Origin of the sequence: uncultured Oscillibacter sp. (assembly GCF_900544955.1) — a bacterium.
Taxonomy (GTDB): Bacteria; Bacillota; Clostridia; order Oscillospirales; family Oscillospiraceae; genus Oscillibacter.
The window spans coordinates 17,864-44,609 of the sequence record NZ_UQXD01000009.1; the positions used below are offsets into that span (position 1 = coordinate 17,864).

Sequence of the window (26,746 nt, forward strand, 5' to 3'; positions counted from 1 at the left end):
CCTTCTCCTCGTTCCTCTCGGGCTGGGGGCGACGCCCCCGCGTCTTTTCACACACATCTCTATTATAGTTAAGACTTCGTAAAATTTCAACAGATTCCCATCAATCCGTCCCCGGCGGTTTGGATGCAAAAAAACGGTTTTTCGGTTGATTCCGTCCCCGCCCTGGCGTATACTGGGGAAATAACCGGGGCTGCACCCGCAACCCCCAACCACAATGGAGGAGACAGACGATGAAATACGGCCGCACTTATAATTTCTCCGCCGGCCCGGCCATGATGCCGGAGGAGGTGCTGGAGGAGATCGCCGCCGAGATGATGAACTACCGCGGAAGCGGCATGTGCGTCATGGAGATGAGCCACCGCTCCAAGGTGTTCCAGCAGATTCGGGACGAGGCGGAATCCGACCTGCGCAAGCTGATGCACATTCCCGACAACTACAAGGTCCTCTTCATCCAGGGCGGCGGCACGGTGGAATTCGCCATGGTACCCATGAACCTGATGAAAAACGGCCTGGCCTGCTATGTGGAGACCGGCGCCTGGTCCAAAAAGGCCATCGCGGAGGCGAAGAAGTACGGCGAAGTGCAGATCGCGGCCTCCTCCGCCGACAAGAACTTCTCCTACATCCCCGACTGCTCTGCCCTGGACATTCCGGAGCGGGCGGACTACGTGTACATCTGCGAAAACGAGACCATCAACGGCACCACCTTCTTCCACCTGCCCAACACCCAGGGCAAGGTGCTGGTGTCGGACCAGTCCTCCATGTTCCTCTCCCGGCCCTGCGACGTCAGCCGGTACGGCCTCATCTGGGCGGGGGTCCAGAAGAACGTGGGCCCCGCCGGCATGGCGGTGGTCATCATCCGGGAGGACCTGATCCGGGAGGACCTGCCCGCCTTCGTCCCCACCTACCTCCGCTACCAGACCCACGCCGAGAGCGACTCCCTCTACAACACCCCCAACTGCTGGTCCATCTACTGCTGCGGGAAGGTGTTCCGCTACCTGCTGGCAAACGGCGGGCTGGAGGCCATGGCCCGGCGGAACGCGGAGAAGGCCGCCGTCCTCTACGATTTCCTGGACAGCAGCCGCTTTTTCACCGGCGCCGTCCGCAAGGAGGACCGGTCCTTCATGAACGTGCCCTTCGTCACCCCCAGCAAGGAGCAGGACGCCGACGTGGTGGCCGCCACCAAGGCCGCCGGGTTCGACAACCTGAAGGGTCACAAGAGCGTGGGCGGGCTGCGGGCCTCCATCTACAACGCCATGCCCAAAGAGGGCGTGGAGGCCCTGGTGGCCTTTTTGCGGCGGTACGAGGCGGAGCATGCTTGACGCCGCCCCGGGACGACCGGAACAACCTGTATCGCCGAACGAAAAAGCACAACTCGAAAGAGTTGTGCTTTTTCTGTTGCCCCGGCGCGGGCATTCTCTCCGGCGGGGCCGCCAAAGGGCTCACAACACCACCCGCAGCCGGAACCAGCCGTCCGCCGCCCGGCAGGAGCAGACGGCGCCGTGCTTTTCGCAGAAGGCGGCGATGGAGCGGGTGCCCAGCCCGTGGCCCCGGCGCCCGGCCACGGGCAGGCCGTCCGCGCCCAGCGGGACCTCCCCCGCACAGGTGTTGGCCACCTCGAGCATGAGCTGGGGCCGGTGGATGCACTTGCAGACGATCCGCCGCTCCCCCGCCGGAACCGCCGCGCAGGCGTGGATGGCGTTTTCCAGGGCGTTGGCAAACACGGTGGACAGCTCCGCCGGGTCCACCGGCAGCTCGTCCGGAATGGCCAGGCTGGCCTCCACCGCGATCCCCTGCCGCCGGGCTTGCTGGAAGTAGGAGGCCAAAATGGCGTCCAGCACGGGATTCCGGCACCAGCGCTCCGGCCGCAGCTCGTCCAGGCGCGCCTGGGACGCGCCGATATAGGCCAGGGCCTCGGCGCTCTCCCCTTTCTCCACCAGCGCGGCCACCGTCTGGAGCCTGTGGCGCAGGTCGTGCCGCTCGATGCGGATGGCCTCGTCGGCAGCCCGGGCGGTCTCCAGCCGCCCCTCCAGGGCGGACACCTGGGTGGAGAGGATGTCCGCCTGAACCCGGCTCTCCGCCGCACGCCGGATGGCCTCGCCCACGCTCATGGCGGCGCACAGCGGAAACAGCACCGCGCCGCACCAGTAGAGGAGCCGGGCGTAGTCGCCGTGAACCGCCCTGTCCAGCAGGACAGCCACCGCCCCGGCCAGGCGGCGGGAGAGCAGGCAGGCCACGGCCAGCGTCCCCAGCAGCGCCCCCAGCCCGGCCAGGAACTCCTGGAACGCCCGGTTCCCGCTCCGTGCCTCCCGGGCGGCGCACACCAGCACGGCGGCCACGGAGAGGTAGAGCGCCTGGCTGCCCAGCGTATAGAGGGGGCCGGGCATGGACAGCCCCAGCACGTAAAGCAGGGGCGGCAGCAGCGCAGCGGCCACGGGCAGCAGCACCAGCGCCGCCCGGCGCCGCCGGTGGCCGCCCTCCATCCGGTGGAGGAGATACCCCACGGGCAGCGCCACAAAGAGGGGCGGAATCAGCGCCGCCGCGGGGATGTCCAAGGCGGATTGATATGTGAGCCGGATGCCGTATTCCCGGAGCTGGTAGAACGCCTGGAGCGCCGCCGCCAGGGTAAGCAGCAGCATGGGCCAGTCCCACCGGCCCTGTGCCCCGCCGTAGAGCAGCAGTCCCAGCAGCAAAAAGGCGGCGGTCATGTAGGCCGCGGCAGGCATTCCCAGCCAGTTGGCCTGCACGGCGGTGAGGGTGGTCTCCACCGCCCGGCTGGAGAGGATTACCCCTGGCGTCCCGTAGGAGTCGGCCCCCCGCCCAAAGGTCAGTGTCAGCGTCCTGCCGCCGTAGCCGGGGGGCAGGGTGAGCCGGGGAATCTCCCCGGCGGCCGGGACCTCGTAGCGCCCGGGCAGCGCCACCCGCTCCGCCCGGTCCCCGGAGCCGGGGGCGGTGGTGTAGAGCAGTTCTCCGTCCAGAAAGACGCTCACCGGCCCGTCCAGCTCCAGGGTGGTATAGCCCGCCGCCTCATAGGCGGGGTCCAGCACCCGGGAGAGATACACCGTGCCGGCGGTCTCCGCCGCCTCCCTGGGGGTGAGCGGAAGGCGCCCGCCCGCCTCGTCCAGGCGGTAGATGTCCCAGCCCCTGTCGTCGGTGAACATCGGGGTCAGGCACACCTGCTCCGCGTCCGTCACGGTGTAGGTGTGGAACAGCGCCAGCACCGCCGCGGCCAGTACCAGATAGAGGAGCACCGGCGCCCACACCGGCATCCGCCGCCCCCCGCAGGCATGGGGGGTCAGCACGGCCCGTCGCCCCCCCTCAGCCAGTAATCGCCCCAACGCTTTTTCACCTGGGTAGACAGCCTCCGGGACAGCGGCACGCGGCGGCCGCCCCGCAGCGTCAGTTCCCCCCGGTCCACGGCGGTGACATAGTGGAGATTCACCGCAAAGCTGGACCCGCACAGCACAAACCGCGGGTCCGCCAGCAGCGGCTCCACCGCGGAGAGAAACGAACCCTGGAGGGTCACGCTGTCCACCGCCTCCCCGCCGGCGAGATAGTACCGGGCGGCGCGGTTTGCCAGCTCCGTATAGAGGATTTCATCCAATTGCAAAAGCCGCACCCCGCCCCGGGTCCGGACCTGCACGGCGGCGGACCGCCGCTTCTCCAGCAGCGCCGCCGCCTGGTCCAGCACCCCGAACAGCCGCGGCCGGTCCACCGGCTTGAGCAGGTAGTAGAACGCCTGGGCCAGGTAGGAGTCCACCGCGTAGTCCGGCGAGACGGAGAGGTAGACGATGGGCGCGTCCCTGCCCAGCTCCCGCAGCTTCAATCCCAGCTCGATGCCCGACAGCCCGGGCATGAGGATGTCCAGCACGTAGAGGTCGAAGTCCGCCCCCCGCTCCGCCAGATCCAGCAGCTCCGCCCCGGAGGCAGTCACCGTCAGCCGGGACGCCGCCAGGCCGGGCCGGGTTGCGAGGTAGGCCCGCAGCAGGTCCCCGATGCGGGCCCGCTCCTCCGCCTCGTCGTCACAAAGTACAATATGGAACATGGCGCTCTCCCCTGTCCGGCGGCTGTTTTGGGCGCCCGCGCAGATTTTGCGTAAAATGATACAAAATCCGCATTATGACCCACAAGCCCGCCCTGTTTCGTTAAAATAACAGTAGCAAAAGCGCCCGGACCTGTCAAGCGTCCGGTGCAAAGACGTATTGCGCTGGGGGGACTGGGTCCCCCCCAGCGGTTTCCGGGCCCGGAAACCACGTGGAAAGGGGGAAAACGCCGATGCGGCTGCGGACCCGCGGGCGGAGCCCGCATCGCTCCAGGCTCTTGATTCTGCTGCTGACCGCCCTATCGGCGGCGCTTCTTCTGGCGGTGCTGCTGGCCGCCCGGGGCGGCGGCCCGTGCCTGCTGCTGACGCCGGACGCGGCGCTGCTGGACAGCGGCTGGACGGACGACGGCGGCACCCCCGTCACCCTCCCCGTCAAGCAGGCCTACCAGCCGGAGGGCTACGGCCTGGAGACCGTCCTCCCCCCGGGGGACGGCGCCCCCCGGTACCTGCTCTTCTACGCCAAGTACCAGAACATCCGCCTGCTGTGGAACGGCGAGGCCCTGGGGGACTGCCTCTGCCGCCCGGAGGGGAGTGAGAAGACCCTGGGCAAGGTGTTCACCCTGCTGCCCCTGCCCGACGGCGGCGGCACGCTGCGCCTGGAGGCCGCGCCCCTTCTGGGCCAGGGCGTCCCCTACGAGATCTCCGCCCCCCGGGTGGGCTCCCAGGGCGGGCTGGTGTACGGCATGGTTGCAGAGGAACTGCCCATCCTGCTCATCACCGCTGCCATCTTCTGCTTCGGCCTGTTTCTGCTGATCTGCGGGCTGGAGGCGCTGTGCACGGTGGCCGCCCACGGGGAGGACGCCCAGACCTTCCAGGCCAGCTTCCTGCATATCGGCCTGTTCGCCCTGGTGTTCTCCCTGTACTCCCTCATCATCACCGACACCGTCCACCTCTTCGCGCCGGACCCCTATCCCGTCTACCTATTGGAATTTCTGCTGTTCGCGCTGCTGCCCATCCCCCTGCTGGCGGTGGCGGCAGAGGTGTGCACGGCCCGGTTCCGGGTGCTGCTGGCGGCGGACTGCTGCCTCCTCTTCCTCAACTTCGCCGGCCAGGCGCTGGGGCACCTCCTCTGGAACTGGGAGCTGCGCCGGGGCCTGGCCCTCACCCACACCCTGATGGCCGCGTCGGCGCTGCTGCTGCTCTTGGCGCTGGTCTCGGCGGGGCTGGGGAAGGGCGGCCAGTGGTGGCCGCTGCTCTCCTTCTCCCCGGTGGTGGCGGGGGCGTTGGCGGACATCTTCCGCTTCTACCTGCCGGTGTTCTACCAGAAGGCGGCCGTGTTCCAACTCGGCGTGCTGGTGTTTCTGCTGCTCCAGACCGGCTACCTGCTGCGGCAGAACCTGCGCTATTACGAGAGCTATCTCCGCTCCCGCACCTACCAGCACATGGCCTATACCGACGCCCTCACCGGCCTTGCCAACCGCGCGGCGTTTGAGGCCGCCCTCCAGGCGCTCCAGGGGAAGCTGGCGGGCTACTCCTCCATCTGGTGCCTCTCCGCCGACATCAACAACCTGAAGGAGACCAACGACGCCCTGGGCCACGCCGCCGGGGACGCCCTGATTCAGGACGCCGCCCAGCTTCTGGAATCCGCCGCCGGGCGGGAGGCCACCGTCTACCGCGTGGGCGGGGACGAGTTCGCCGTGCTGCTCTTCGACCAGCCGGAGACCGCCCTGCGGGAGGTCCGCACCCGGCTGGAGGAGGGCATGGCCCGCCGCGCCGCCGCCCATCCCCCCGGCCTGCACATCGCCGTAGGGTACGACCGCTTCCAATTCTCGGCGGGGGACACCCTGGCAAAGCTCCTCTCCCGGGCCGACGCCCGGATGTACGAGGACAAGCGCCGGTGGAAGGAGGCCCACAGCGGGGACAGTTCCTGAGTCCCCATCACGCCCGCAAAGGAGGGAGACCGCCATGTGCGCGTTTCCAAACGGCGGCAGGCCCGCCGAGGCCCGCCCGCTGAAAGCGCCCCGGGTGGGGGGCAGCGTCTGGCCGGGGCAGCTCTGCCCGACGTTCACGCCCCGCTCCGCCGCGCTGCCGGAGGACCGGGAGTGCTGGTACTGCATCTACGCGGATTTCCGCTTAAAGGAGGTGGTGCCCCTGGACGTGGGGATCTGCTGCTGGCCAAACAAACAAATTGACTGAATCTCAGGAGGAGTGGAGAAATGCTGAAACAACTGCTACGGCGCAGCCGAGGGCTGCACGCCGCGCGCCGCGTCCTGGCCTCGGCCATGGCCGCCTGTCTTCTGCTGGCCCTGCTGCCCGCCCCGGCGCGGGCGGTGGAGAAGACGCCTTACATCGGGGCGGCACCACGGTCCAGGTGGACTACAACGAGGACCATACCGCTTTGAAGGCCAATATTAAAAAGCTGTTAGAAGCAAAGACCATTGAGCTGCAAGACATCCATGGAGACTACTCCTTCAGCCCTATTTCCGTACGCTCTATCAGCAATACGTATCAATATCCGGTCAGCCTCCCGGCAAACAGTACCGTAACCGTTTCAGTGGAGGTCATGCCCTCTATTTTCATTGAGGGAGCCTTGTACTATCCAAACTGGGTGCGTGCCGACAGTCCCGGAAACTGGGAACGCTCCTTCACCATTGATTTCACCGTCCGCATCGGCGCACCGGCGGGGCCGAGCTGGGACGGTCCCCGGCCCACCGTGGAGGGGACGACCATCTACGCCAACGGCGCGCCGCTGATCATCGACGGCGACAGCAAAACCAGCACCACCATCTACCTGGACGCGGACCGGGACGGCGTGCTGGACCCGGATGTGGACCCGTCCCTCAACGCCCTGGGGATTACCGGCGCCCCGGAGGACGGCGCCAATCTCTCGTCCAGCGCCTGGAGTGTCTACGGCGGCCGCCACAACGACGACCTGGATGGAGACACCCGGATCACCCTGCTGGGCGGCTACGTGGGCAACCTCTACGGCGGCGGACATGCGGACATCTACGGCGCCACCGCCGACGTCACCGGCAGCACGACCATCCAGGCCGCCGGCGGCGAAGTGTGGGGCATCTACGGCGGCGGCGTTGCATCCGCCGAAGCCACCGCCAACATCGGCGGCACCACTTCCATCTCCATCGGCGGCTCCGCCAAGGCCGGAGAGGTTTACGGCGGCGGCAACGCGGCGAGGTCCGGCGGCTCCGCCCATGTGACCGGGACCGCCGCCGTCACCGTGACGGGCGGCCAGGTCACCTCCTTCCTCTACGGCGGCGGGTGGACTTCTCAAGGAACCGCCACCGTGGGCACCACCGACGTGCGCATCTCCGGCGGCACCGTGAAGAACGTCTACGGCGGGGGCCTGGCATCCAACCCCGGAGCCATCAGCACCGTCACCGGCGGGGCCAGCCTGCGCATCTCCGGCAGCGCCACGGTCAGCGGCAACGTCTACGGCGGCGGATATGTGTATGGCGGCACCGCTCCCGCAGGGACGAGCTCCTCCGTCTCCGTGAGCGGCAGCGTCAAGATCGGCGGCGAGGGCAAGGGTATCGTCCTCAACACCAAACCCGACGCCGACACCCCCGTCACCAACGGCGTGGACACCTTTGCGCTGGGTGTCCTGACGACGGGGGCCAGCGTGTTCACGGTGCTGCCCGACGGCGCGGCGGCGGGCGACGTGATCGCCACGAACGCAATCAGCGGCGACGTGCCCCGCCTTCACCTCACCGGCCCCGGCGCGGCGGACAAGATCGCCTATTTTGAGAACGGCGCCATCAAGATGCGGACCAAGGGCGCCGCGCTCCTGTACAGCATCTCCGGCATGGTGAATCATCAAACGACCAACGCCAATATTGCAGGCACCGTCCGCCTGATTCAAAACGGGGCGGTGCTTCAGGAACAACCGTTTTCGCTGTCGGAGGGGTACAGCTTTACCGGCGTGAAGCCGGGGATCTACAACATTGTGGCCGTCATGGCGGGCGGCTCCGGTGAGCCAGCGGAACTGACGAACACGATGCTTGTGACCGTCAAGGACCGCAACCTGACGAACGTGAATCTGCACTGGTGGGACGGCGGCGTGAACAGCGAGGTGCAGATCCAGCCCAACACGCCCCCCGTGGCCGTGGGCGGCCTGGAGGAGATCGCGGCGGGATATGATTATCCTAGCCCAGCAGATTTCGGCGTGGTGCGCCTGACGGTCCAGGCCGTGGACGACCCGGCGGACAAGGGGGACATTGGCAACCTGGCCGGGGGCAGAACGCTGGCCTATTGGGACCTCTCCCTCTCGTTCCTGTACACGGACGGCGTCAAAATTGATTTGGGCGACAGCAACCTCGTGGTTTTGGAGCTGGTGCTGCCCTACGACTTCACGAATAAGCGGGATGTGACGGTCTACCGCAAGCACGGCGCCCAGGCGGCGGCCCTCACCGCCCTGCCCGGCGCGCCGGACACGCCAGAGGACGGCACATTCTGGGCCGACACGGCGGGCGGCTATCTCCACGTCTACGCCAGCAAGTTCTCCACCTACGCCGTGGGCTACACCCCCGTCTCCCCCTCCGGCGGAGGCGGCGGTGGCGGCGGCTCCAATACCGCCACCAGCACCACCACCAACGCGGACGGCTCCACCACGACCACCGTCACCAACCGCGTGACCGGCGCCGTCACCGAGACCACCAAGGCCCCCGGCGGCACGAAAACCGTGGTGGAGACGAAGAAGGACGGCTCCCAGACGGAGACCGTCACCACCCCCGACGGCGGGAAAACCGAGACGGCCACCACCGCCCAGGGGGACAAAACCTACACCGAGCAGCGCCCGGACGGCACCCAGATCCGCGCCGACATCCCCAAGACCGGCGACGCCGCCGCCACGGTGCACCTCCCCGGCAATGCGGCTGCCCCTGTGGCGGTCTCCTTCCCGGTGAACGACGGCACGGTGGTGCTGCGCCTCCTCCCCGACGGCACCGAGGAACCGGTGGCCTACTCCCTGGTGGAGGCCGGCAGGGTGTACGTCCGCCTGGACGGCGACGCCAAGCTGCGGGTGGAGACCCGGGCGGGCCTCTTTACCGATATGGACGGCCACTGGGCGGCGGAGTCCGCCGACTTCACCGGCGCCCGGGAGCTGTTCCAGGGCACCGCGCCCCAGATCTTCACCCCGGAGCGGTCCATGACCCGGGCCATGTTCGCCACCGTGCTCCACCGCCTGGACGGGACGCCCGACGCGGGCGCGGTCCCCTTCACCGACGTGGAGGCCGGAAGCTGGTGCGCCGGCGGCGTGGCCTGGGCCGCTGAAAACGGCATCGCCTCCGGCACCGGCGGCGGGCTGTTCCGCGGGGACCGGGCCATCACCCGCCAGGAGCTGGCGGTCATGCTCTGGAACTACGCCCAATACGACGGGCTCGACGTTGACCCGGGGGAGAACACCAACATGCTCTCCTTCACCGACATCGACAGGGCCGGGGAGTGGGCCATGCCCGCCCTCCAGTGGGCCTGCGGCGCAGGCATCCTCCAGGGCGGCGCCGACGGCACCCTGAACCCCATCGGCACCGCCACCCGGGCACAGGTCGCGGCCATTTTGGAGCGGTTTGTGACCGCGGCGGTGAAATAAGCGATACCCACCATCGGCACCTCTCCGGCGGGACGGCTGTTCGGCCCCTCGCCGGGAGGGGCCGTAGAACGGGTCTGCCCCGCCGGGGACAGCCGGTCCAGCCGATTCCCAGGGCGTCAATGCCTCCTGCCGTGTCCATCAGGCAGCCCGTCCCCGTAGAGGATCGCTCCGGCCGCCGGGGATGCCCCCGGCGCAGCGCACCACGTCCACCGGATAGCCGTCCCCGTGGGGAACCGCTCCGGCCGCCGGGCCAGGGTCTGCCCTGTCTCTTCCAGCCGCCCCGGAACGGCGGGAGACAGCAGCGCCTCCAGCCGGGCCTGACCCGCCGCCGCCAGGTCCGGGAAGAAGCGCGAGCCCTCCGCCAGCGCCACTCCCCGGGCCGCCGCGGCGGGGAATTTCGGCAGTCCCAGGTTCTAAGCAACAAGAAAAAAGAGCGCATATGCGCTCTTTTTTCATCTCCAGGCGAAGGCGGCCCCGCCGGCGCCCAGCTCGAAGTGGTATTTCACGATTCCCAGGTCCACCTTGGAATAGGCGCCGCCGGTGGACACCGCCCGGACGGCGCCGCCCTCCTCCAGGGTCAGGCGGAATTTCTGCTGGTTGAGGGCGGTGGGGGCCAGCAGCGCCGCCTCCCCGCCCCGCCGGAACCACTCCGGCCAGGGCTCCGGCCCGGCGCAGACCGCCGTCAGGGGCTTGCTCTTGTGGGGCTTTCCCCGGACGGCGCCATAGCCCAGCGCCACCACGCAGACCAGCTTCTCCCCCGGCCCCAGCGTGCAGCGGCACTTTCCCTTGCGGTAGGTGGCGCCCACCCAGCAGGTGTTCAGCCCCAGCCGTTCCGCCAGCAGCACCAGCCGCTCTCCGTAATAGCCCGCCCGCTCCTCCAAATCCGGCCCCTTGGGCCCCGCCAGGACCAGGTAGTTCCGCACACCCCGGAAGCTGCCGTACTTTGCCAGCAGGCCGGTGAAGGCCGCCGGCTCCTCCAGCGCCAGCTGGATGGAGAGCCCGCCCTCCCGGTTGCAGGCGGCGATCTCCGCCGCCAGGGCCTCCACCGCCGCCTCCGCCAGCGGGCAGTCCTCGTACTGCCGCACCGAATGGCGCCGCTCCATGATCTCCATTCCATCCATCTCAGAACGCCTCCTCTTCAAAATGGGGATACCCCTCCTCCGCGGCGGAGTCCACCACGTCGCAGATGTGCCCCGCCAGCGTCCGCAACCGCCGCCAGCAGTCCGCCTCGGCGTTGGGATAGTAGTAATTCCGGGTGCCCTGGCGGTACACCGCCACGGCCCCCACCTCCCGCAGAAGCCGCAGGTGCCGGGACACCGCCGGGCGGGAGAGGTGGGTCCGCTCCGCCAGCTCCTCCGTCCGCAGCCCCACCTGACGGCACGTCAGCAGCGCCAGCAGCACCCGCTGGCGGTTGCCCTCCCCCAGGGCCGCGAACAGCGCCCCCAGCGGCTCAAACTCCGCCGCCAGCGCCGACCGCTGCTCCACACACTCCCTGCACACTTCCACCGCTTCGCCTCCCCGCATTTTTCCCTTAGTATACCACACAACCCGGCCGCTGTCCCATTGGGAAAGAAAATGGAGCCGCTTTTCCCTCCGCACAAATTTGTCCTATTCCTCCCGCCTTTTTCCCGTCCTGATGGGTTTTCGCAATTTGTTCACAAAATTTTAACTGCCATCCCTATTTACTTTTATGAGTTGTCAGTGTATAATACCTCTATCAACTGCGAAAGGTGGTGGCCATCCATGCAGCAAACCGTGGTCCCGTCCCAGTACCTCCAGATTGCGCTGGACCTGGCGGGCCGCATCGCACGGGGAGACCTGCCGGAGGGCAGCCGCATCTACGGCCGCTCCGTCATGTCCTCGGAGTACAACGTCTCCCCGGAAACCATCCGCCGGGCCCTGCGGCTGCTGGCGGACATGAAGGTGGTGGAGGTCAAGCCCCAGAGCGGGGCGGTGGTCCTCTCCGCCGACAGCGCCCGGCGCTACATCCAGCTCTTCGAGGAGGGGACCGACGTCCACTACCTGCGCAAACAGCTCAAGGAGCTGCTGGCGGAGTACGGGGATCTGAGCCGCCGCCTGACGGACACCGTCACCGCCCTGGTGAAGAGCCGGGACACCTTCGCCGCCGCCAACGAGCCCTTTCCCAACTACGAGGTCCCCGTCCCCAAGGACTCCCCCCTCATCGGCAAGAGCATTGGGGCCCTGAAATTCTGGCAGTCCACCGGCGGCACCATCGTGGCCATCCGGCGGGGCCAGACCGTGATTCTCTCCCCCGGTCCCTACGCGGAGCTGTTCGCCGGAGATGTGATCGTCCTAGTGGGCACCCCCTCCGCCGCGGAGGCCGCCCACAACCTGATTACTGCAAAGGAGGCCCTATGATTCAGTTTGAACAGGTGTGCAAGAGCTACGGAAAGACACCCATCCTCAAGGACCTGAACTTCACCATCCAAGATGGGCAGTTCGTGGTCCTCATCGGCCCGTCCGGATGCGGCAAGACCACCACCATGAAAATGATCAACCGCCTGCTGGAGCCCGACAGCGGCACGGTGTCCATCGACGGCAAGGACATCCGCACCACCGACCGGGTGGAGCTGCGGCGCCACATCGGCTACGTGATCCAGCAGATCGGCCTGTTCCCCAACATGACTGTAGCCCAGAACATCTGCGTGGTCCCCAAGCTCTTGAAATACGACAAGGCCAAGTGCGATGCCATTGTGCGGGATATGCTGAAAATGGTCCACATGGAGGACTACGCGGACAAGTATCCCTCCGAGCTCTCCGGCGGCCAGCAGCAGCGCATCGGCGTGCTGCGGGCCCTGGCGGCCTCCCCCCCCATCGTGCTGATGGATGAGCCCTTCTCCGCCCTGGACCCCATGACCCGGGAAATCCTCCAGGACGAGGTGAAGAACATCCAGCAGAAGCTGAACAAGACCATCGTCTTCGTCAGCCACGACATGGGCGAGGCGCTGAAGCTGGCGGACGTCATCATCTTCATGGAGAGCGGCGAAATCGTGCAGATGGCCTCCCCCGAGGAGATGCTGGAGCACCCCGCCAACGACCTGGTCCGCAACTTCCTGGGCAAGCACACCCCCGACGCCCCCGCCCCCTCCACCGTGGAGAACTTCATGCGCACCAACGTCCTCAGCGTGAAGAAGAACCGGGGCGTGCTGGAGTGCGCGGAGCGCATGGCCCGCAGCAGCGTGGACACCCTCCTGGTTACCGACGAGGCCGGGCACTATGCCGGCACCGTCTCCATCGGCGACATCCGCCACTGGGGCCAGGGCCTCACCAGCATTGAGCCTCTGATCCGGGAGACCGCCCGGACCGTCCGGGTGGGAGACGAGGCCAAGGAGTCCTTCGACTACTTATTGGAATCCGGCGCTAACTACGTGGTGGTCCTGAACGAGGACGACACCATCGCGGGCATCGTGACCAAGACCAGCGTGGCCCGGTCGGTGGCGGAGAACCTGTGGGGGGACGCAAAATGAGGGCCCTCATCGACATGTACGGCGCCGACCTGCTGGCCCGCATCGGCGAGCACACGGCGTACGTGCTGGTCTCCGTGGCCATCGGCTTCGCGGCGGGACTGCTGGGGGGCGTCCTCCTCTCCCGGGTGCCCAAGTGGTCCGGCGTCGTGCTGCCCATCCTGTCCATCTTCCAGACCATCCCCGGCCTGGTGTTCATCGGCGTGCTCTTCATCTGGTGGGGCGATATCCTGCCCACGGTGATCGTGGCCCTGGCGGCCTACGCCATGTTCCCGGTACTGAAAAACACCTACACCGGCATCCTGGGCGTGGAGGAGCGGTACATCGAGGCCGCCAAGGGCTGCGGCATGTCCCGCTTTCAGACCCTGGTGAAGGTGGAGCTGCCCCTGGCCATGCCCACCATCATCGCCGGGCTGCGGATGGCCGCCATCTACACGGTCTCCTGGGCGGTGCTGGCCGCCATGATCGGCCTGGGCGGCCTGGGGAACTTCGTCTACCAGGGCACCGCCTCCGACAACAACACCCTCATCCTTCTGGGCGCCATCCCGGCGGCCATCCTGGCCATCGCCTTCGGCGCAGTGATTGACCTGATTCAAAAGAAGGTCACGCCCCGGGGCCTGCAGAAGGAGGTGGCCAAATGAGCTGGGACCTGATTTTTCAGCACCTGTTCATCGTGCTGGCCGCCGGCATCCTCTCTATCGCCGTGGGCCTGCCCCTGGGCATCTGGGCCTACGTGTCCCCCCGGGCCCGGGGCGTGATTCTGCGGGTTGTGGACCTGCTGCAGACCATCCCCTCCCTGGCGCTGCTGGGCATCATCATGGTGGTGCTCCACCCCGGGAAGCTGACGGTCATCGTGGGCATCACCCTCTACTCCCTGCTCCCCATCGTGCGCAACACCTGCCTGGGCCTCCAGGAGGTGGACCCCGGCGTGAAGGAGTCCGCCCGGGGCATGGGCATGAGCAAGCCCTACCGGATTTTGATGGTGGAGTTCCCCCTGGCCTTCCCCACCGTGTTCACCGGCATCCGCATCGCCGTGGTGAACGCCATCGGCACCGCCGTGTTCGCGGCCTTCGTGGGCGGCGGCGGCCTGGGCGGCGTCATCACCCAGGCCATCCGGGTGAAGAACATGGGGCTGATTCTGGCGGCCACCGGCGTCCTCATGGTCATCGCGGTGGTACTGGACCTGCTGATGGGCTGGTTTGAAAACCAGATGCGCAAGAGCCGGGGCGGCTCCCGGAAGATGTGGATTCCTGTGGCGGCGCTGCTGGTGGCCTTCTTCCTGCTGCTGCCCTACGGCCGCGGCAGCTCGGGCGATTTGATGCTCTACGACGGGGACTACTCCGAAACCCAGCTCATGCACCACATGATCAAAATGCTGGTGGAGGACCAGACGGATTTGAGCGTGACCATCCAGGACCAGATGTCCCAGGTGAACAACTTCAAATCCATGGAGGGCGCCAGCCCCACCTGCGATCTGATGATCTCCTACGACGGCACGCTGCTGACCACCTTCTTCCACCAGGACACCGTCGACGTCCCGGCGGGCATGAGCATCTACGACTATGTGAACAACCTCGCCCAGGAGGAATACGGCATGCGCCTGCTGGGACAGCTGGGCTTTGACAACACCTACGCCATCGGCGTGCCGGAGGCGCTGGCGGAGCAGTACGGCCTGCGCACCATCAGCGACCTGATTCCCGTTGCGGATCAATTGGTCTTCGGCGCGGAGCAGGAGTTCTTCACCCTGGAGGGCAGCATGAAGTACGGCCCCTTTATCGACTTCTACGGGCTGAAATTCAAGGACTACAAGCCCGTGGACCAGGGGCTGAAATACGCCGCCATTGAAAACGGCAGCTTCGACGTGGCGGTGGTCTACGCCACCGACGGCCTCAACCGCAAGGTGGGACTGAAGGTCCTGGAGGACGACAAGGGCTTCTTCCCGGACTACAACGGCGCCTTCCTGGTGCGGGAGGACGTGCTGGCCAGATACCCGGAGCTGGAGGGCATTCTGGAGCAGCTGACAGGGAAGATCCCCACGGAGCAGATGGCGGAGCTCACCTATCAGGTGGACGTGGTGGGCCGGAGCGTGGACGAGGTGGCCCGGGAGTTCCTGGTGAGCCTGGGACTGCTGAGCGCCTGAGCATCCGAATACAAAATTTTCCGGGGGAGGAATCCCCCGGAAATTTTTTTCGCCAAATGCAACCGCCGGCGGTTTTTTTCGTCTATACTGGTGAGAAAGAGAGAGGAGGCGGCAGCATGGAGGACAGCGACATCATCGACCTGTACTGGCGGCGGGACCAGCAGGCCATTGGAGAGACCGCCGGAAAATACGGCGGCTTCCTGTGGGGCATCGCCTGGAACATTCTCCGCAGCCACGGCGACGCGGAGGAGTGCGTCAACGACACGTACCTGCGGACCTGGAACGCTATCCCGCCCTCCCGGCCCACCGCCTTCCGGGCCTGGCTGGGCCGCATCGCCCGGAACCTGTCCCTGGACCGCTGGAAGCAGGGCCGGGCCCAGTGCCGGGGCGGCGGTGACGCCATGGAGATCCTGCTGGGGGAGCTGGACGGCTGCGTTCCCGCCCCCCACCGGGTGGACACCGCCCTGGAGGACCGGGAGATCGCCGCCCTCATCAGCGCGTTTTTGCGGCGGCTGCCCCAGGAGAGCCGGATCATGTTTTTGCGGCGGTATTGGTACGGCGACACACTGGCGGACATCGCCGGGCATCTGGGCTGCGGAGAGGGCAAGGTGAAGTCCTCCCTCTTCCGCACCCGGAAGGCCCTGCGGGCCTATCTGGAACAGGAGGGGGTTTTCGTATGAGGGGCGAATGGCTGTTTCGCATCCTGGGTCTGGTGGATGCAGACCTGATTGAGGAGGCGGGTACCGCCTCCTCCGCTTTCAAGCGGCGGACGCCCTGGCGCCGGATGCTGGCCGCCGCCGCTTGCCTGACGGTGCTGGCCGCAGGCGCGGGCTGGGCGGCTTTGGGCGGCCTGGACTTTACCGGCGGCGGCAACGCCGGGTCCGCCGCGCCGGGAGAGGCGCCTCCGGCGGACGGCAATGCCGCCTTCCTCTCCTACGCCGGGCCGGTGCTGCCCCTGACCACGGCGGAGCCGGACGCCGCCCTGACGGCGGAGCGGGCCGTCACCTGGGACTTCTCCCCCACCGCCGCCCCCGACGGCACGCTCCGCCAGTGGGGCGCGGCGGTGACGGACCGCTACACCCTGTACAACTCCACGGAATCGGACGTCACCGCGGCGCTGCTGTACCCCTTCACCGGGAGCCTTAGCGAGCTTGCGGCCCTCCGGCCGGACATCACGGCAGACGGCGCGCCTGTGGCCGCGGCGCTGGTGACGGGGGGCTACGCCGGGAGCTTCCGGGACGCGGGGGCGGGAGACGGCTCCACCTGGAACCTCCGCTCCCCCACCGCTTGGACGGACTACCAGGCGCTGCTGGCGGACGGCGGCTATCTCAACCAGGCCCTCTCCCCCGACCCGCTGCCCGACCTGCCGGTGACGGTGTACACCTTCACGGATTCCACCGCGCCGGAGGACTTTGACGCCGCCACCCAGGCCATCGCCCTCTCCATCGACGAGACCCGCACCACCATCCTCACCTACGGCTTCAACGGCATGGAGTGGGAGGGGGGCTTCCGGCGGTACAGCTACTTCGTGCCCGACGGCCGCCGGGCGGAGCCGGACACCAAGATGCTGGTGGTGCTGGGGGACGACATCGGGGACTACGCCCTCCAGGGCTACCAAAACGGCGCCTGCGAGGCGGGCAACGAGCTGGCGGGGGTGACCTGCACCGTCACCCGGCGGACGTCCACCCTCACGGAGGTGCTGGACCAGCTGTGCGGGGACTACCTGGAACAGCGAAGCGCGGCGGACGGGACGTCCATGGACCTCCTCCCCCCGGGCCTGTTCCAGCGGGAGGCGGCGGCGCTGCTGGTCCGGTACGGCCTGCTCTCGGAGGACCCCGTGGACCGTTACGGCGACGGGCGGCTGGACGACCTTCTGGGCGAGGTGCTGACCATGAAGCGGGTGCTGTATCTCTCCTTCTCCGTCACCGTCCCGGCGGGCGGGTCCGCGGCGGTGGAGGCCCGCTGCTGGAAGGAGCCCAGCTACGACTTCGGCGGCTCCGGCACCGGAAGGGAGGGCCTCCAGGGCTACGACCTGGCCCTCTATCTGGGGTCCACCCTCCGCTTCACCGCCCAGACCGCGGCCCTGGCCCACCCGGAGCAGGTCCGCCTGGTGGAGCAGACCCTGGGGCTGGACCCGGAGGGCGGCGTCTGGGAGGCGGTGCTGGACCCGGCGCAGGAACATTGCGGGCTGACGATTCAAACCCCGGAGCCATGAAAAGCGGCCCCCGAAGGCAATGCCTTCGGGGGCCATTTGGTCAGTTGCTGCGGAAGCGGGAGAGGAAGTCCTGGGTCTCCTGGCGCTGAGGATTGCCCAGCACCTCCTCCGGGGAGCCCTCCTCGCAGATGACGCCCTGGTTCATGTACACCACGTGGTTGCTCACGTCCCGGGCAAAGGCCATCTCGTGGGTCACCACCAGCATGGTCATGCCCTCTCGGGCCAGGGCCCGCATGACGCCCAGCACCTCCCCCACCATCTCCGGGTCCAGGGCGGAGGTGGGCTCGTCAAACAGCAGCACCTCCGGGTCCATGGCCAGGGCCCGGGCGATGGCCACCCGCTGCTTCTGGCCGCCGGAGATCTGCCGGGGCTTGGCGTTGATGTAGGGGGCCATGCCCACCTTTTCCAGATACTCCAGGGCGTGGCGGCGGGCCGCCTCCCTGCTCTTTTTCAGCACCTTGATCTGGCCCACCATGCAGTTGTCCAGCACCGTCATGTTGTTGAAGAGGTTGAAGGACTGGAACACCATGCCCACGTGGGAGCGGTAGGCGGCGGCGTTGACGCCCCGGCCCGCCACGTTCTCCCCGTGGTAGAGAATCTCGCCGGAGGTGGGGATCTCCAGCAGGTTGATGCACCGCAGCAGCGTGCTCTTGCCGGAGCCGGAGGCGCCGATGATGGAGGTCACGTCGCCCTTTTCCACGGTGAAGTCGATGTCCCGCAGCACCTGGTTGCTGCCAAAGGACTTGGACAGGTGGTTGACCTGTAAAATCATCTCGCCCATGTCAGCGGTCTCCTCTCGCACTGAAATTCCGGTTTTTCAGGGATGCCTTCGTGTTTTTCCGGTACTCCTTGCTGTGCTCGTCAAAGGGGGTGCCCTTGTCGGGGTGGTTGTAGGTGCCGGCGGTCATGGTCAGCTGGTCGGACTGCACCAGCTCGTAGCTGCTGCTGCCGTCCAGCCGCTTCTCCACCCACCGCAGCAGGAAGGAGGCGATGAGGGTCATGGTGAGGTAGCCCGCCATCTCCACCGTGGCGGAGGGGAAGTAGAGATAGCTGGCCCCCACCGCCGCCCGGTGGGCGGCGAAGAAGTCCGGGAAGCCGATGATGAACATCACGGAGGTGTCCTTCACGTTGATGATGAAGTTGTTGCCGATCTGGGGCATGATGTTCCGCAGGGCCTGGGGCAGGATCACGCTGAGCATGGTCTGGACGTGGGTCATGCCGATGGCCTTGGCCCCCTCCGTCTGGCCGGGGTCGATGGAGATGATGCCGCCCCGGACGGACTCCGCCATGTAGGCGCCGGTGTTCACCGACACCACCACGATGGCCGCCACCCAGATGTTGGTGAACTTCAGGGCGTTGTCCGTGAAGTAGGGCAGGCCGTAGTACAAAAATACCGCCTGAAGCACCATGGGCGTTCCCCGGATGACCTCCACGTAGACGCGGACCACCGCCCGGATCAGCCCCAGGAAGAACCGCTTCACGGGGGGATCGGACTTGGCGCAGGGGATGGTGTTCAGCACGCCGCAGAAAAAGCCGATCACACAGCCGATCACCGTGGCCACCAGGGCCAGAATCAACGTATTGCAGATACCGCTGCGATAGGAGGCGCCGTAATTGCCCCAGAGCTTGCCGATGTCGGCCGCCAGCTGGACGAATTTCTCCATGGGGAAAGCTCCTTTCTGTGGTTGAAAACCAGTGGTTCAGGCACGGGCCAAGGCGAGAGGGCCTGAGAGCCCTCCCGCCTTGGGAAGTTTCGGAAATGGGGGATGTCTTACTCGCTGAGGGGCTGGACGGAGATGGCCTCGGCCATGAGGGCGTTGAAGTCGTCGCCGGTCATGGTGGAGAGGACGCTGTCAATGGCCTCCTTCAGCACGGTGTTGCCCTTCATCAGGCTGACGCCGATGTTGACGTTCTCGGCCCGGACCTCCTCGGAGAACTGGAAGTCGCCGTCGGTGCCGGAGAAGTCCAGGATCTTCATGTCGGGATAGGCGGCCACGGCGCCCTGGGCGGTGGGCATATCGGTGCAGATGAAGTCCACGGTGTCGGTCTCCAGGGCCATCAGCATGGCGGGAGCGGTCTCCGCGGCGGTCTGGATGTTGGCGCCCTCGATCTGAGGCAGGCACTGGTCGTACCAGATGGTGGCGATCTGGGCGGTGCAGGAGCCGCCGGCCAGGTCCGCAATGGAGGCGGCGCCGGCAAATTTGCTGTCCGCCTTGGTGACACAGACGATGGTGGCGTAGAAATAGGGCCCGGCGAAATCCACCTGCTCGCTGCGCTCGGCGGTCATAGACTGGCCGGCGATGACGGCGTCAAAGGTGCCGGTCTGGACGCCGGGAACCAGGGAATCCCAGTCGGACTGGATGACCTCCAGCTCCCAGCCGTTGGCCTCGCAGATCTTCTTGCCGATCATCACGTCGTAGCCGTTGGCATAGGAGCCGGGCACGTTGGAGATGGGCACGGCGCCGTTGGAGTCGTCGCTCTGGGTCCAGTTATACGGGGCGTAGGCGCACTCCATGGCGATGGTCAGCACGCCGTCCTCCACGCCGGAGGCCACGGCGTCTCCCCCCTCCGCGGAGGGGGCGTCCGGCGTCTGGGGGGCCGCGTCGGGCGTCTTGGTGCCGCCGCAGGCGGCCAGGGACAGGCAGATGGCCAGCGCCATCAGCAGGGACAACATCTTCTTCATTGCAATCACCTTTCCAAACATAACGGTTCCCGGCGCGCTCCCGCCGGCGGAATAAAAATTGGACCGCTCTGTTAAGCGGTCCATGGAAATACGGAAAGACGCCGGGCAGGCGATCCGAACGGCCATTGATAGCGCTTCACAAAGTCTTTGTGACAGTCCGGCAGATCTTCTCTCCCGGCCCAGCCGCAGGCGGGCAGGCACCCTTCCGCAGCTTCGGCGGCGTTCCCTTTCCCATCCGGCGGCTGCCTGGCCTTGCCGGAGCGGTACTGATGGACCCCGCGCCTCTATCTCAGCGATTCAATTTTGATCGTATCCTATCACTCCCCGCCGCCGCTGTCAACGCCTTTTCCCGGATTTCTTCCTTTTTTTGTGGAGAACGGCAAAAAGGGTTTCAAATTCCCCCCCAAACTGTGGTATAGTGATGGAATCACCCATTTGACAAGGAGGACCTGCATGGAGACCCTGGAACTTGCCGTTTTGGACTGGATTCAGCTCCACCTGCGCTGCGGCTTTCTGGACGCGGTGATGCCCCTGGTGAGCTGGACCTGCAACCACGGGGAGCTGTGGATTCTGCTGACGCTGGTTTTGCTGGCGCAGAGGCGGCAGCGCCGCCGGGGGCTGGCCGTGGGCTGCGCCCTGGTGCTGGACCTGGCCGCCTGCAATCTGCTGCTCAAGCCCCTGATCGGCCGCCTGCGGCCCTTTGCCGTCGGCCCTGCCGTGGAACTGCTGGTGCCGCCGCCCCTGGACCCCTCCTTCCCCTCCGGCCACACCGCCGCGTCCTTCGCCGCCGCCTTTGCCCTGCGGGCCTCCGGCAGCCCGCTGTGGAAGCCGGCGCTGGCGGTGGCGGTGGTGATGGGCTTTTCCCGGATGTACCTGTACGTTCACTGGCCCAGCGACGTGCTGGGCGGGGCGGTGCTGGGCGCCGTCCTGGGTTGGGCGGGCGCCAAGCTGGCAGACCGCCTGGCGGAACGGCCCTGGAAGCGGTAAAAACGACCCGGAGGCGAAAGCGCCTCCGGGCCGTCTCCTCACTCCGCCGGGCTGGCCACCAGGAACAGCATGTCATTGCCGCCCTCTTCCGCCGGGAAGGTGCCGTACATGGTGAAGTTGTACAGCAGCCGCTCGGCGGGATAGACGCCGTAGCCGTCCTGGTTGTGGTCGGTGGTGTCGTAGGGGTCCGCCACCAGGAACACGTCGTCGTTTTCCGCCTCGGTGCCCATGGTGTCGTAGCCCACAATCACCTGCCAGTGGCCGCCCCAGTCGTTCCAGCAGATCATGACGGGCTTGCCCGCCGCCAGCCAGCCCTGGATGTCGTCCAGCCAGATGCCGTCCGGGTAGTCATGGGTGGTGACCATATCGAAGCCGCCCACGCCGTTGAAGATGTCCATGGCCTGGTTCAGGGTGGTGCCGGGGTAGCCCTCCAGCTCCGTGCCGTCCAGGGAGTGCCGCAGCGCCGCCAGCGTCTCCTCCGTCCAGTCCCCCAGCCGGCCGTACCACTCCAGCACCATCAGCGCGGAGGTGACGCCGCAGGCCCACTCGCTGGTCTGCTGCTGGGTTTTGAAGTTGTGGAGCACCGTCAGGGTGTCCGTGGATTCCAGGCGGTAGACGTCGGGATGGGCGAAGTAGGGGGAGGCCGGATGGTCTCCCGTCCGCTCCACGGCATCCGCGCCGTCCGCCGGGGACAGGTCCATGGCGTAGGGGATTTTCATTTCATCGGTAAAATTTTCCGCCGCAGGCGCGGCGGGCGTGGCGTTCTCGGCGTTTTGAGCCGGTGTGTCATTGGCGCAGCCGGACACAAGTCCGGTGACCAGCAGGGCTGCCAGCGCCAGCGTGACTGTTTTTTTCATTGTCGATCTCCTTTTCGGGGGAATTCCCCGTCCGATTTCACGCGGCTTCCGCGTGTTGAGAGCCATTATACGGGACCTGTCCCCGCCGCACAATACACGATTCCGCAGAAAAAAGCCGGGGGGCTCCCCCGGCTTTTTCCATTTACTACAAGTTTTTTCCTCAGCGGGCCAGATAGGCCGCGATGGCGTCGGCGAAAAACGCCGCCGTGCCGGGGCCGAACCGGTCCAGATTCCTGCGGAAGCGGTCGTCCTCCCGGTACATGGCCCCCAGGCCCGCCAAAATCTCCTCCGTGCAGTCGTAGCAGCGGGCGGTGAGAAACGCCCGCCAGTCCGCCACCGCCTCTTGGGCCGCCGGGGCGGCGGGGTCCCCCGTCCGCAGGGCGGCGATCCGGCGGAAGATGGCATTCATCTCCTCCGCCGGGAAGGCGGGGTCCTCCTCCGCCCGCTCCCGGCTCTGGCGCCAGGCCTCCGTCCCTCCCCAGCGGGTCCGGGCCTCCTCCGCGTAGGCCCGCCGGGCCGCCGCCACGTCCCCGGCGTCAAATCCCTGAAATTCCATGGTCTGCTCTCCTCTCATATTGGCCTCCAGCAGCGCCAGCAGCCGGTCCAGCCGGTCCCGCTTCAAAAGCAGCAGTTGCCGCTGGCGCCGGAGGGCCTCCTGTTTGTCGTATTGAGGGTCGGACAGAATGGCGGCGATGTCCCGCAGGGGGAAGTCCAGCTCCCGAAAGAACAAAATCTGCTGCATCCGCTCCACATCCGCCGCCCCGTACCAGCGGTAGCCGGAGTCTGCCGCCGTCTCCGGACAGAGCAGGCCGATGTGGTCGTAATAGTGGAGGGTCCGGATACTGACCCCGCAGAGCTTCGCCATCTCGCCGACGGACAGCCGCATGTGCCTCACCTCACTTGGGAGTGTATCCCATGACGCAGCGTCAGAGTCAAGAGAAAGTTTCAAAAAAGTTTTTGCCAAAAAAACGGGCCGCCCGGAGTCGGGCGGCCGTCTCCTCATGATATGGTGATCTCCACCGTCAAAAGACAGGGCTCCGTGCCCTTGGTCTCCCTGCTTCTGCCGTCCATGTGGTACACGGCCTTCTCCACCCGGTACTCCCCGGCGGGCAGGGCGGCCAGTTCCCAAGCGCTGCGCTCTCCCGGCCCCAGGCTGTACGCCAGGAGGGTCCAGCCCCAGTGGGCGCTGCGGTGATACCAGCCGCCGTTGATCCGCTGGTACAGGCGGTAGTCCGCACCGTAAAGCAGGTAGTCCGTCCCCTGGTTGTGCAGTGTGACGGTGACGGCGCCCGCGGACGGCTCCGCCGTCAGATCCGCCGTTGCACAGGACTCGGGTTCCGTCCCGTCCGCCAGGGGAATCCCGCCCTGGTACAGGGCCTCCAGCAGAATTTGGCACTCCGCCGCCGTCAGGCCGTCCCCAATGCCCAGGCGGGCGGCGCTGCCGGAAAACCACAGGTCCCCCGCCACGGCCCAGCCCACCTCCCGGCGGCACCAGCCGGGTACCTCCCCGGCGTCCCCGTAGCCCGCCAGAGCGTCCGCCGGCGTCTCCGGCGGGGGCGCCAGCGTCCCGGCGTAGCGGTACAGCATCACCGCTGCCTGGGCCCGGGTGATGGGCGCGTCCAGCGCCAAAATATCGCCGCCATAGCCCTGGAGAACCCCCAGCTCCGCCGCCCAGGCAACCGCCTCGGCAGCCGTCGCGGGTTCGGCGGGTTCCTCCCCTTCCAGCCGCACCTCGTGGGCCGCGTACAGCGATTGGACAAACACCCCCCGGGTGACGGCGGCCTCCTCCGCCCGGACGGGTACCGCCAACACCGCCGCCAGCAGCCCCAGCAGCCAAAACCGCTTTCTCATGGGATCACCAACCTCTCCATTCTGTAGACAACTACCTTATGAGTGCCGTCCCCGGCGGGTTCGTCCCACCCGCCGGGGGCCTCACAGCTCAATGCCCACGGTGCGGAGAATGGTCTCCACCTGGCGGGCGGTGTCGTCCTCCCCCTCCCGGCTGGCCACGATCACGTCGGCGTACCGGGCGTACAGCCCCTCCCGCTGCTCGTAAATCTGCCGGATGGTGGCGCCCTGGGGGGCGGCGATACCCCGGTCCGTCAGGTCCTGGGGCATCCGGCCGCTGATTTGGGAGAGGGGGGTCTCCAGCCACACCGTCACGCTGTTCTCCTGGAGGCGGGCCATGGCCCGCTCCGAAAGCACCATGCTGCCGCCGGTGGCCACCACGGTGTTCTCGCACCGCAGGGCCTCCCCCACCCGGCCCTCCACTGCCAAAAAGGCCTCCAGCCCGTCGGTGCGCAGAATCTCCGGCAGGGATTTGCCGGCGATCTGCTCGATGAGGTCGTCCACGTCCAAAAAGGTATAGTGCAGCCGCTGGGCCAGCGCCCGGCCCACCACGCTCTTGCCGGTGCCGGGCATGCCGATGAGCAGAATATTCTTCATGTTGTCGTTTCCATCTCTTTCCGGAGCGGCTCCGCCGCCAGGGCGGGCCGTCTGTTTCCTTAGATTTATCCTCCATTATACCATTTCGCGGACACTTGTCCACGGTCAAATTACACGAAAAACCCCCGGCCGCGGCCCAGCCTCCGCTCCCCACAAGCCGCAGCAAATTTGCCCGTCGCAAACTGTCAGATTTGCCAATTGCAGGACCGGCCCAAATCCGGTACAATAGGTACGACCTTTCAAGAGGTAGTATCTATCGTGTTCCCCATTTCATCATCTTGAGGTGAACGGAATGAGCAGTCAGCCGACTTCCTCCAAAACCATCCGGGCCCACCTGCTCTCCGCCATGAAAAGCGGGGAGTACGCCGGGTGCGAGCGCCTGCCCCGGGAGAACGTCCTGGCGGAGAAGCTGGGCATCAGCCGCACCCAGCTGCGGGACATCCTGGCCTCCCTGGAGCGGGAGGGCTTCATCACCCGGCGCCACGGCGTGGGCACCATCATCAACCGCCATGTTCTGGGCGTCCAGACCCGCATGGATATCGAGGTGGAATTTCTGGACATGATCCGCCAGAGCGGGTTTGAGCCCGCCGTGGCCTCCGTCCGGGTGTCCGAGGGCACCGCGGATGAAAAAATCGCCGGCCAGCTGCAAATTGAGGAGGGCGCCCCCGTCATCCGGGTGGCCCGGCTCTGCACCGCCGACGGAAAACCCGCCATCTACTGCGAGGACGTGGTGGACAAGGCGCTTGCCAAGGGCAGCTACACCATCAAGGACCTGAAGCTGCCCATTTTTCATTTTCTCCAGCAGTTTTGCGGCGTGTACCCCTACCTGGACCTGACGGACCTGCGGCCCGCCGTGGCGGACGCCGCCCTGGCGGAGATCTTCCAGATTCCCATGGGGTCCCCCCTCCTGAACATGGAGGAGGTGGACTTCGACATTGACGGAAAGCCGGTGTTCTGCTCCACGGAGTATTTCGCCGACGGCATTTTCCGCCACACCGTCATGCGCAAGAAGCTCTGACTTTGGAAACATAAAAAGGAGAATCACCATGAAAAAAGTTGCCGTCATCATGGGCAGCGATTCCGACTGGCCCGTGGTCAAGGGCGCCTGCGCCCAGTTGGACGCCTTCGCCATCCCCTACGAGGCCCACATCCTCAGCGCCCACCGCACCCCCGCCGCCGCCGCCGCGTTTGCCCGGTCCGCCCGGGAAAACGGCTTCGGCGTGCTGATCTGCGCCGCCGGCATGGCGGCCCACCTGGCCGGCGCCTTTGCCGCAGGCTCCACCCTCCCGGTCATCGGCATCCCCATGAAGGGCGGCGCCATGGACGGGCTGGACGCGCTGCTGGCCACCGTCCAGATGCCCAGCGGCATTCCCGTGGCCACAGTGGCCATCAACGGCGCCAAGAACGCCGCCGTGCTGGCCGCCCAGATTCTGGCGGTGAGCGACGACGCCCTGGCCGCCAGGCTGGACGCCGCCCGGGCGGACATGGCCGCCCAGATCGCCGAAAAGGAAGCGAAGCTCCAGGCGGAGCTTGCTCAATAAAGAATCCCATCCACCCACATCTTATATAGGAGGACTATCATCATGCAGGATTTGAAGAAGGTTTACACCGGCAAGACCAAGGATGTTTTCGAGCTGGCAAACGGCAACTATCTGCTCAAATTTAAGGACGACTGCACCGGCAAGGACGGCGTGTTCGATCCCGGCGAGAACGCCGTGGGATTGACCATCGACGGCGTGGGCGACGTGAACCTGCGCATGTCCATCTACTTCTTCGAGAAGATCAACGCCGCCGGCATCAAAACCCACTTTGTCCGCGCCGACCTGAACGACACCACCATGGAGGTTCTGCCCGCCAAGGTGTTCGGCAAGGGCCTGGAGGTCATCTGCCGCCACAAGGCCGTGGGCAGCTTCTTCCGCCGCTACGGCGACTATATCGAGGAGGGCGCGGATCTTCCCGCCTATGTGGAGACCACGCTCAAAAACGACGCGCTGGGCGATCCCCTGGTGACCAAGGACGCCCTGGTGGCCCTGGGTGTGATGACCGAGCAGCAGTACGATGACATCAAGGACATGACCCAGAAGATCACCCAGATCGTGGCCGACGACCTGAAGGAGAAGGGCCTGGTGCTCTACGACATCAAGTTCGAGTTCGGCTATGACGCCGACGGCAATGTCATGCTCATCGACGAGGTGGCGTCCGGCAACATGCGCGTATACAAGGACGGCGCGTATGTGGACCCCATGACGCTGTCTGAGCTGTTCTTCGCATGAGGATGGCGGGCGCCGTTTTA

The 26,746-nt window shown here is 66.6% G+C and carries 25 protein-coding genes and 1 riboswitch; of the genes, 14 read left to right on the plus strand and 11 right to left on the minus strand.

Going from position 1 to position 26,746, the window contains the following annotated elements; all coding sequences use genetic code 11:
- Positions 1–230: 230 nt before the first annotated feature.
- Positions 231–1,319, plus strand: a complete 1,089-nt coding sequence (gene serC / locus QZS21_RS03645; protein WP_295580404.1) for a 3-phosphoserine/phosphohydroxythreonine transaminase — start codon at positions 231–233, stop codon at positions 1,317–1,319.
- A 120-nt stretch (positions 1,320–1,439) separates the two neighbouring features.
- Here the strand turns inward: serC and QZS21_RS03650 are convergent, their stop codons facing one another.
- Together QZS21_RS03650 and QZS21_RS03655 are read right to left on the minus strand one after the other, a co-directional pair.
- Positions 1,440–3,299, minus strand: a complete 1,860-nt coding sequence (locus QZS21_RS03650; RefSeq protein ID WP_295580406.1) for an ATP-binding protein — start codon at positions 3,297–3,299, stop codon at positions 1,440–1,442.
- Positions 3,293–4,042 (minus strand): LytTR family DNA-binding domain-containing protein, encoded by a 750-nt coding sequence (locus tag QZS21_RS03655; RefSeq protein ID WP_295580408.1) that lies wholly within the window; start codon positions 4,040–4,042, stop codon positions 3,293–3,295. Before QZS21_RS03655 ends, QZS21_RS03650 begins: the two co-directional genes overlap by 7 nt.
- 275 nt (positions 4,043–4,317) lie before the next feature.
- On the opposite strand from QZS21_RS03655, the gene QZS21_RS03660 reads away from it, so the two are divergent.
- The 3 genes from QZS21_RS03660 (at position 4,318) to QZS21_RS03670 (ending at position 9,641) form a co-directional block, all read left to right on the plus strand.
- Positions 4,318–5,970, plus strand: coding sequence for a GGDEF domain-containing protein (locus QZS21_RS03660; protein WP_295580410.1), 1,653 nt, complete (start codon positions 4,318–4,320; stop codon positions 5,968–5,970).
- A 34-nt stretch (positions 5,971–6,004) separates the two neighbouring features.
- Positions 6,005–6,235: a hypothetical protein gene (locus QZS21_RS03665; protein WP_295580412.1), complete on the plus strand. Its 231-nt coding sequence runs from the start codon at positions 6,005–6,007 to the stop codon at positions 6,233–6,235.
- Between the two features lie 394 nt (positions 6,236–6,629).
- Positions 6,630–9,641 (plus strand): S-layer homology domain-containing protein, encoded by a 3,012-nt coding sequence (locus tag QZS21_RS03670; protein WP_295580414.1) that lies wholly within the window; start codon positions 6,630–6,632, stop codon positions 9,639–9,641.
- Positions 9,642–10,093: 452 nt separating this feature from the next.
- Here QZS21_RS03670 and QZS21_RS03675 read toward each other — a convergent pair whose 3' ends face one another.
- The gene (locus QZS21_RS03675; RefSeq protein ID WP_295580416.1) at positions 10,094–10,762 is read right to left on the minus strand and encodes a nitroreductase family protein; all 669 of its coding nucleotides are present in this window, start codon (positions 10,760–10,762) and stop codon (positions 10,094–10,096) included.
- A gap of 1 nt (position 10,763) precedes the next feature.
- Positions 10,764–11,147, minus strand: a complete 384-nt coding sequence (locus QZS21_RS03680) for a helix-turn-helix transcriptional regulator (RefSeq protein WP_295580419.1) — start codon at positions 11,145–11,147, stop codon at positions 10,764–10,766.
- Between the two features lie 237 nt (positions 11,148–11,384).
- Here QZS21_RS03680 and QZS21_RS03685 point away from each other — a divergent pair, with 237 nt between their 5' ends.
- The 6 genes from QZS21_RS03685 to QZS21_RS03710 all read left to right on the plus strand — a co-directional run bounded on the left by QZS21_RS03685 (position 11,385) and on the right by QZS21_RS03710 (position 17,481).
- Positions 11,385–12,020: a TrkA C-terminal domain-containing protein gene (locus tag QZS21_RS03685; protein ID WP_295580421.1), complete on the plus strand. Its 636-nt coding sequence runs from the start codon at positions 11,385–11,387 to the stop codon at positions 12,018–12,020.
- The gene (locus QZS21_RS03690) at positions 12,017–13,129 is read left to right on the plus strand and encodes an ABC transporter ATP-binding protein (RefSeq protein WP_295580423.1); all 1,113 of its coding nucleotides are present in this window, start codon (positions 12,017–12,019) and stop codon (positions 13,127–13,129) included. Before QZS21_RS03685 ends, QZS21_RS03690 begins: the two co-directional genes overlap by 4 nt.
- A complete protein-coding gene (locus QZS21_RS03695) occupies positions 13,126–13,767 on the plus strand; it encodes an ABC transporter permease (protein WP_295580425.1) in 642 nt (213 codons plus the stop codon). The genes QZS21_RS03690 and QZS21_RS03695 overlap by 4 nt, the downstream gene beginning before the upstream one ends.
- Positions 13,764–15,266, plus strand: a complete 1,503-nt coding sequence (locus QZS21_RS03700) for a glycine betaine ABC transporter substrate-binding protein (protein WP_295580428.1) — start codon at positions 13,764–13,766, stop codon at positions 15,264–15,266. The genes QZS21_RS03695 and QZS21_RS03700 overlap by 4 nt, the downstream gene beginning before the upstream one ends.
- Before the next feature lie 116 nt (positions 15,267–15,382).
- Positions 15,383–15,946, plus strand: coding sequence for an RNA polymerase sigma factor (locus QZS21_RS03705; protein ID WP_295580430.1), 564 nt, complete (start codon positions 15,383–15,385; stop codon positions 15,944–15,946).
- On the plus strand, positions 15,943–17,481 hold the full coding sequence (locus tag QZS21_RS03710; RefSeq protein ID WP_295580432.1) for a hypothetical protein: 1,539 nt from the start codon (positions 15,943–15,945) through the stop codon (positions 17,479–17,481). The genes QZS21_RS03705 and QZS21_RS03710 overlap by 4 nt, the downstream gene beginning before the upstream one ends.
- Positions 17,482–17,521: 40 nt before the next feature.
- Here QZS21_RS03710 and QZS21_RS03715 read toward each other — a convergent pair whose 3' ends face one another.
- From QZS21_RS03715 to QZS21_RS03725, 3 genes are all read right to left on the minus strand, one after another.
- Complete coding sequence (locus tag QZS21_RS03715) at positions 17,522–18,262, minus strand: amino acid ABC transporter ATP-binding protein (protein WP_295580434.1); 741 nt, start codon at positions 18,260–18,262, stop codon at positions 17,522–17,524.
- A 1-nt stretch (position 18,263) separates the two neighbouring features.
- Positions 18,264–19,145, minus strand: coding sequence for an amino acid ABC transporter permease (locus QZS21_RS03720; protein WP_295580437.1), 882 nt, complete (start codon positions 19,143–19,145; stop codon positions 18,264–18,266).
- A 107-nt stretch (positions 19,146–19,252) separates the two neighbouring features.
- Positions 19,253–20,164 (minus strand): transporter substrate-binding domain-containing protein, encoded by a 912-nt coding sequence (locus tag QZS21_RS03725; protein ID WP_295580438.1) that lies wholly within the window; start codon positions 20,162–20,164, stop codon positions 19,253–19,255.
- A gap of 121 nt (positions 20,165–20,285) precedes the next feature.
- Positions 20,286–20,459: riboswitch (Lysine riboswitch) on the minus strand.
- Between the two features lie 158 nt (positions 20,460–20,617).
- On the opposite strand from QZS21_RS03725, the gene QZS21_RS03730 reads away from it, so the two are divergent.
- The gene (locus QZS21_RS03730; protein ID WP_295580440.1) at positions 20,618–21,151 is read left to right on the plus strand and encodes a phosphatase PAP2 family protein; all 534 of its coding nucleotides are present in this window, start codon (positions 20,618–20,620) and stop codon (positions 21,149–21,151) included.
- A 38-nt stretch (positions 21,152–21,189) separates the two neighbouring features.
- On the opposite strand, the gene QZS21_RS03735 is transcribed toward QZS21_RS03730, so the two are convergent.
- The 4 genes from QZS21_RS03735 to QZS21_RS03750 form a co-directional block, all read right to left on the minus strand.
- On the minus strand, positions 21,190–22,008 hold the full coding sequence (locus QZS21_RS03735) for a C39 family peptidase (RefSeq protein ID WP_295580442.1): 819 nt from the start codon (positions 22,006–22,008) through the stop codon (positions 21,190–21,192).
- Between the two features lie 160 nt (positions 22,009–22,168).
- Positions 22,169–22,873 carry a MerR family transcriptional regulator gene (locus tag QZS21_RS03740; protein ID WP_295580444.1) on the minus strand — a complete coding sequence of 235 codons (705 nt, stop codon included), beginning with the start codon at positions 22,871–22,873 and terminating at the stop codon, positions 22,169–22,171.
- A 134-nt stretch (positions 22,874–23,007) separates the two neighbouring features.
- On the minus strand, positions 23,008–23,859 hold the full coding sequence (locus QZS21_RS03745) for an immunoglobulin-like domain-containing protein (RefSeq protein ID WP_295580446.1): 852 nt from the start codon (positions 23,857–23,859) through the stop codon (positions 23,008–23,010).
- Between the two features lie 81 nt (positions 23,860–23,940).
- The gene (locus QZS21_RS03750; protein WP_295580448.1) at positions 23,941–24,453 is read right to left on the minus strand and encodes a shikimate kinase; all 513 of its coding nucleotides are present in this window, start codon (positions 24,451–24,453) and stop codon (positions 23,941–23,943) included.
- Positions 24,454–24,745: 292 nt separating this feature from the next.
- Between QZS21_RS03750 and QZS21_RS03755 the strand changes: the two genes are divergently transcribed.
- Genes QZS21_RS03755 through QZS21_RS03765 form a run of 3 tightly spaced genes read left to right on the plus strand, consistent with a single transcriptional unit; the run spans position 24,746 to position 26,726 of the window.
- Positions 24,746–25,471, plus strand: a complete 726-nt coding sequence (locus QZS21_RS03755) for a GntR family transcriptional regulator (protein WP_295580450.1) — start codon at positions 24,746–24,748, stop codon at positions 25,469–25,471.
- Between the two features lie 28 nt (positions 25,472–25,499).
- Complete coding sequence (purE, locus tag QZS21_RS03760) at positions 25,500–25,994, plus strand: 5-(carboxyamino)imidazole ribonucleotide mutase (protein WP_295580452.1); 495 nt, start codon at positions 25,500–25,502, stop codon at positions 25,992–25,994.
- Between the two features lie 51 nt (positions 25,995–26,045).
- Positions 26,046–26,726, plus strand: coding sequence for a phosphoribosylaminoimidazolesuccinocarboxamide synthase (locus tag QZS21_RS03765; RefSeq protein ID WP_295580480.1), 681 nt, complete (start codon positions 26,046–26,048; stop codon positions 26,724–26,726).
- Positions 26,727–26,746: the final 20 nt, after the last annotated feature.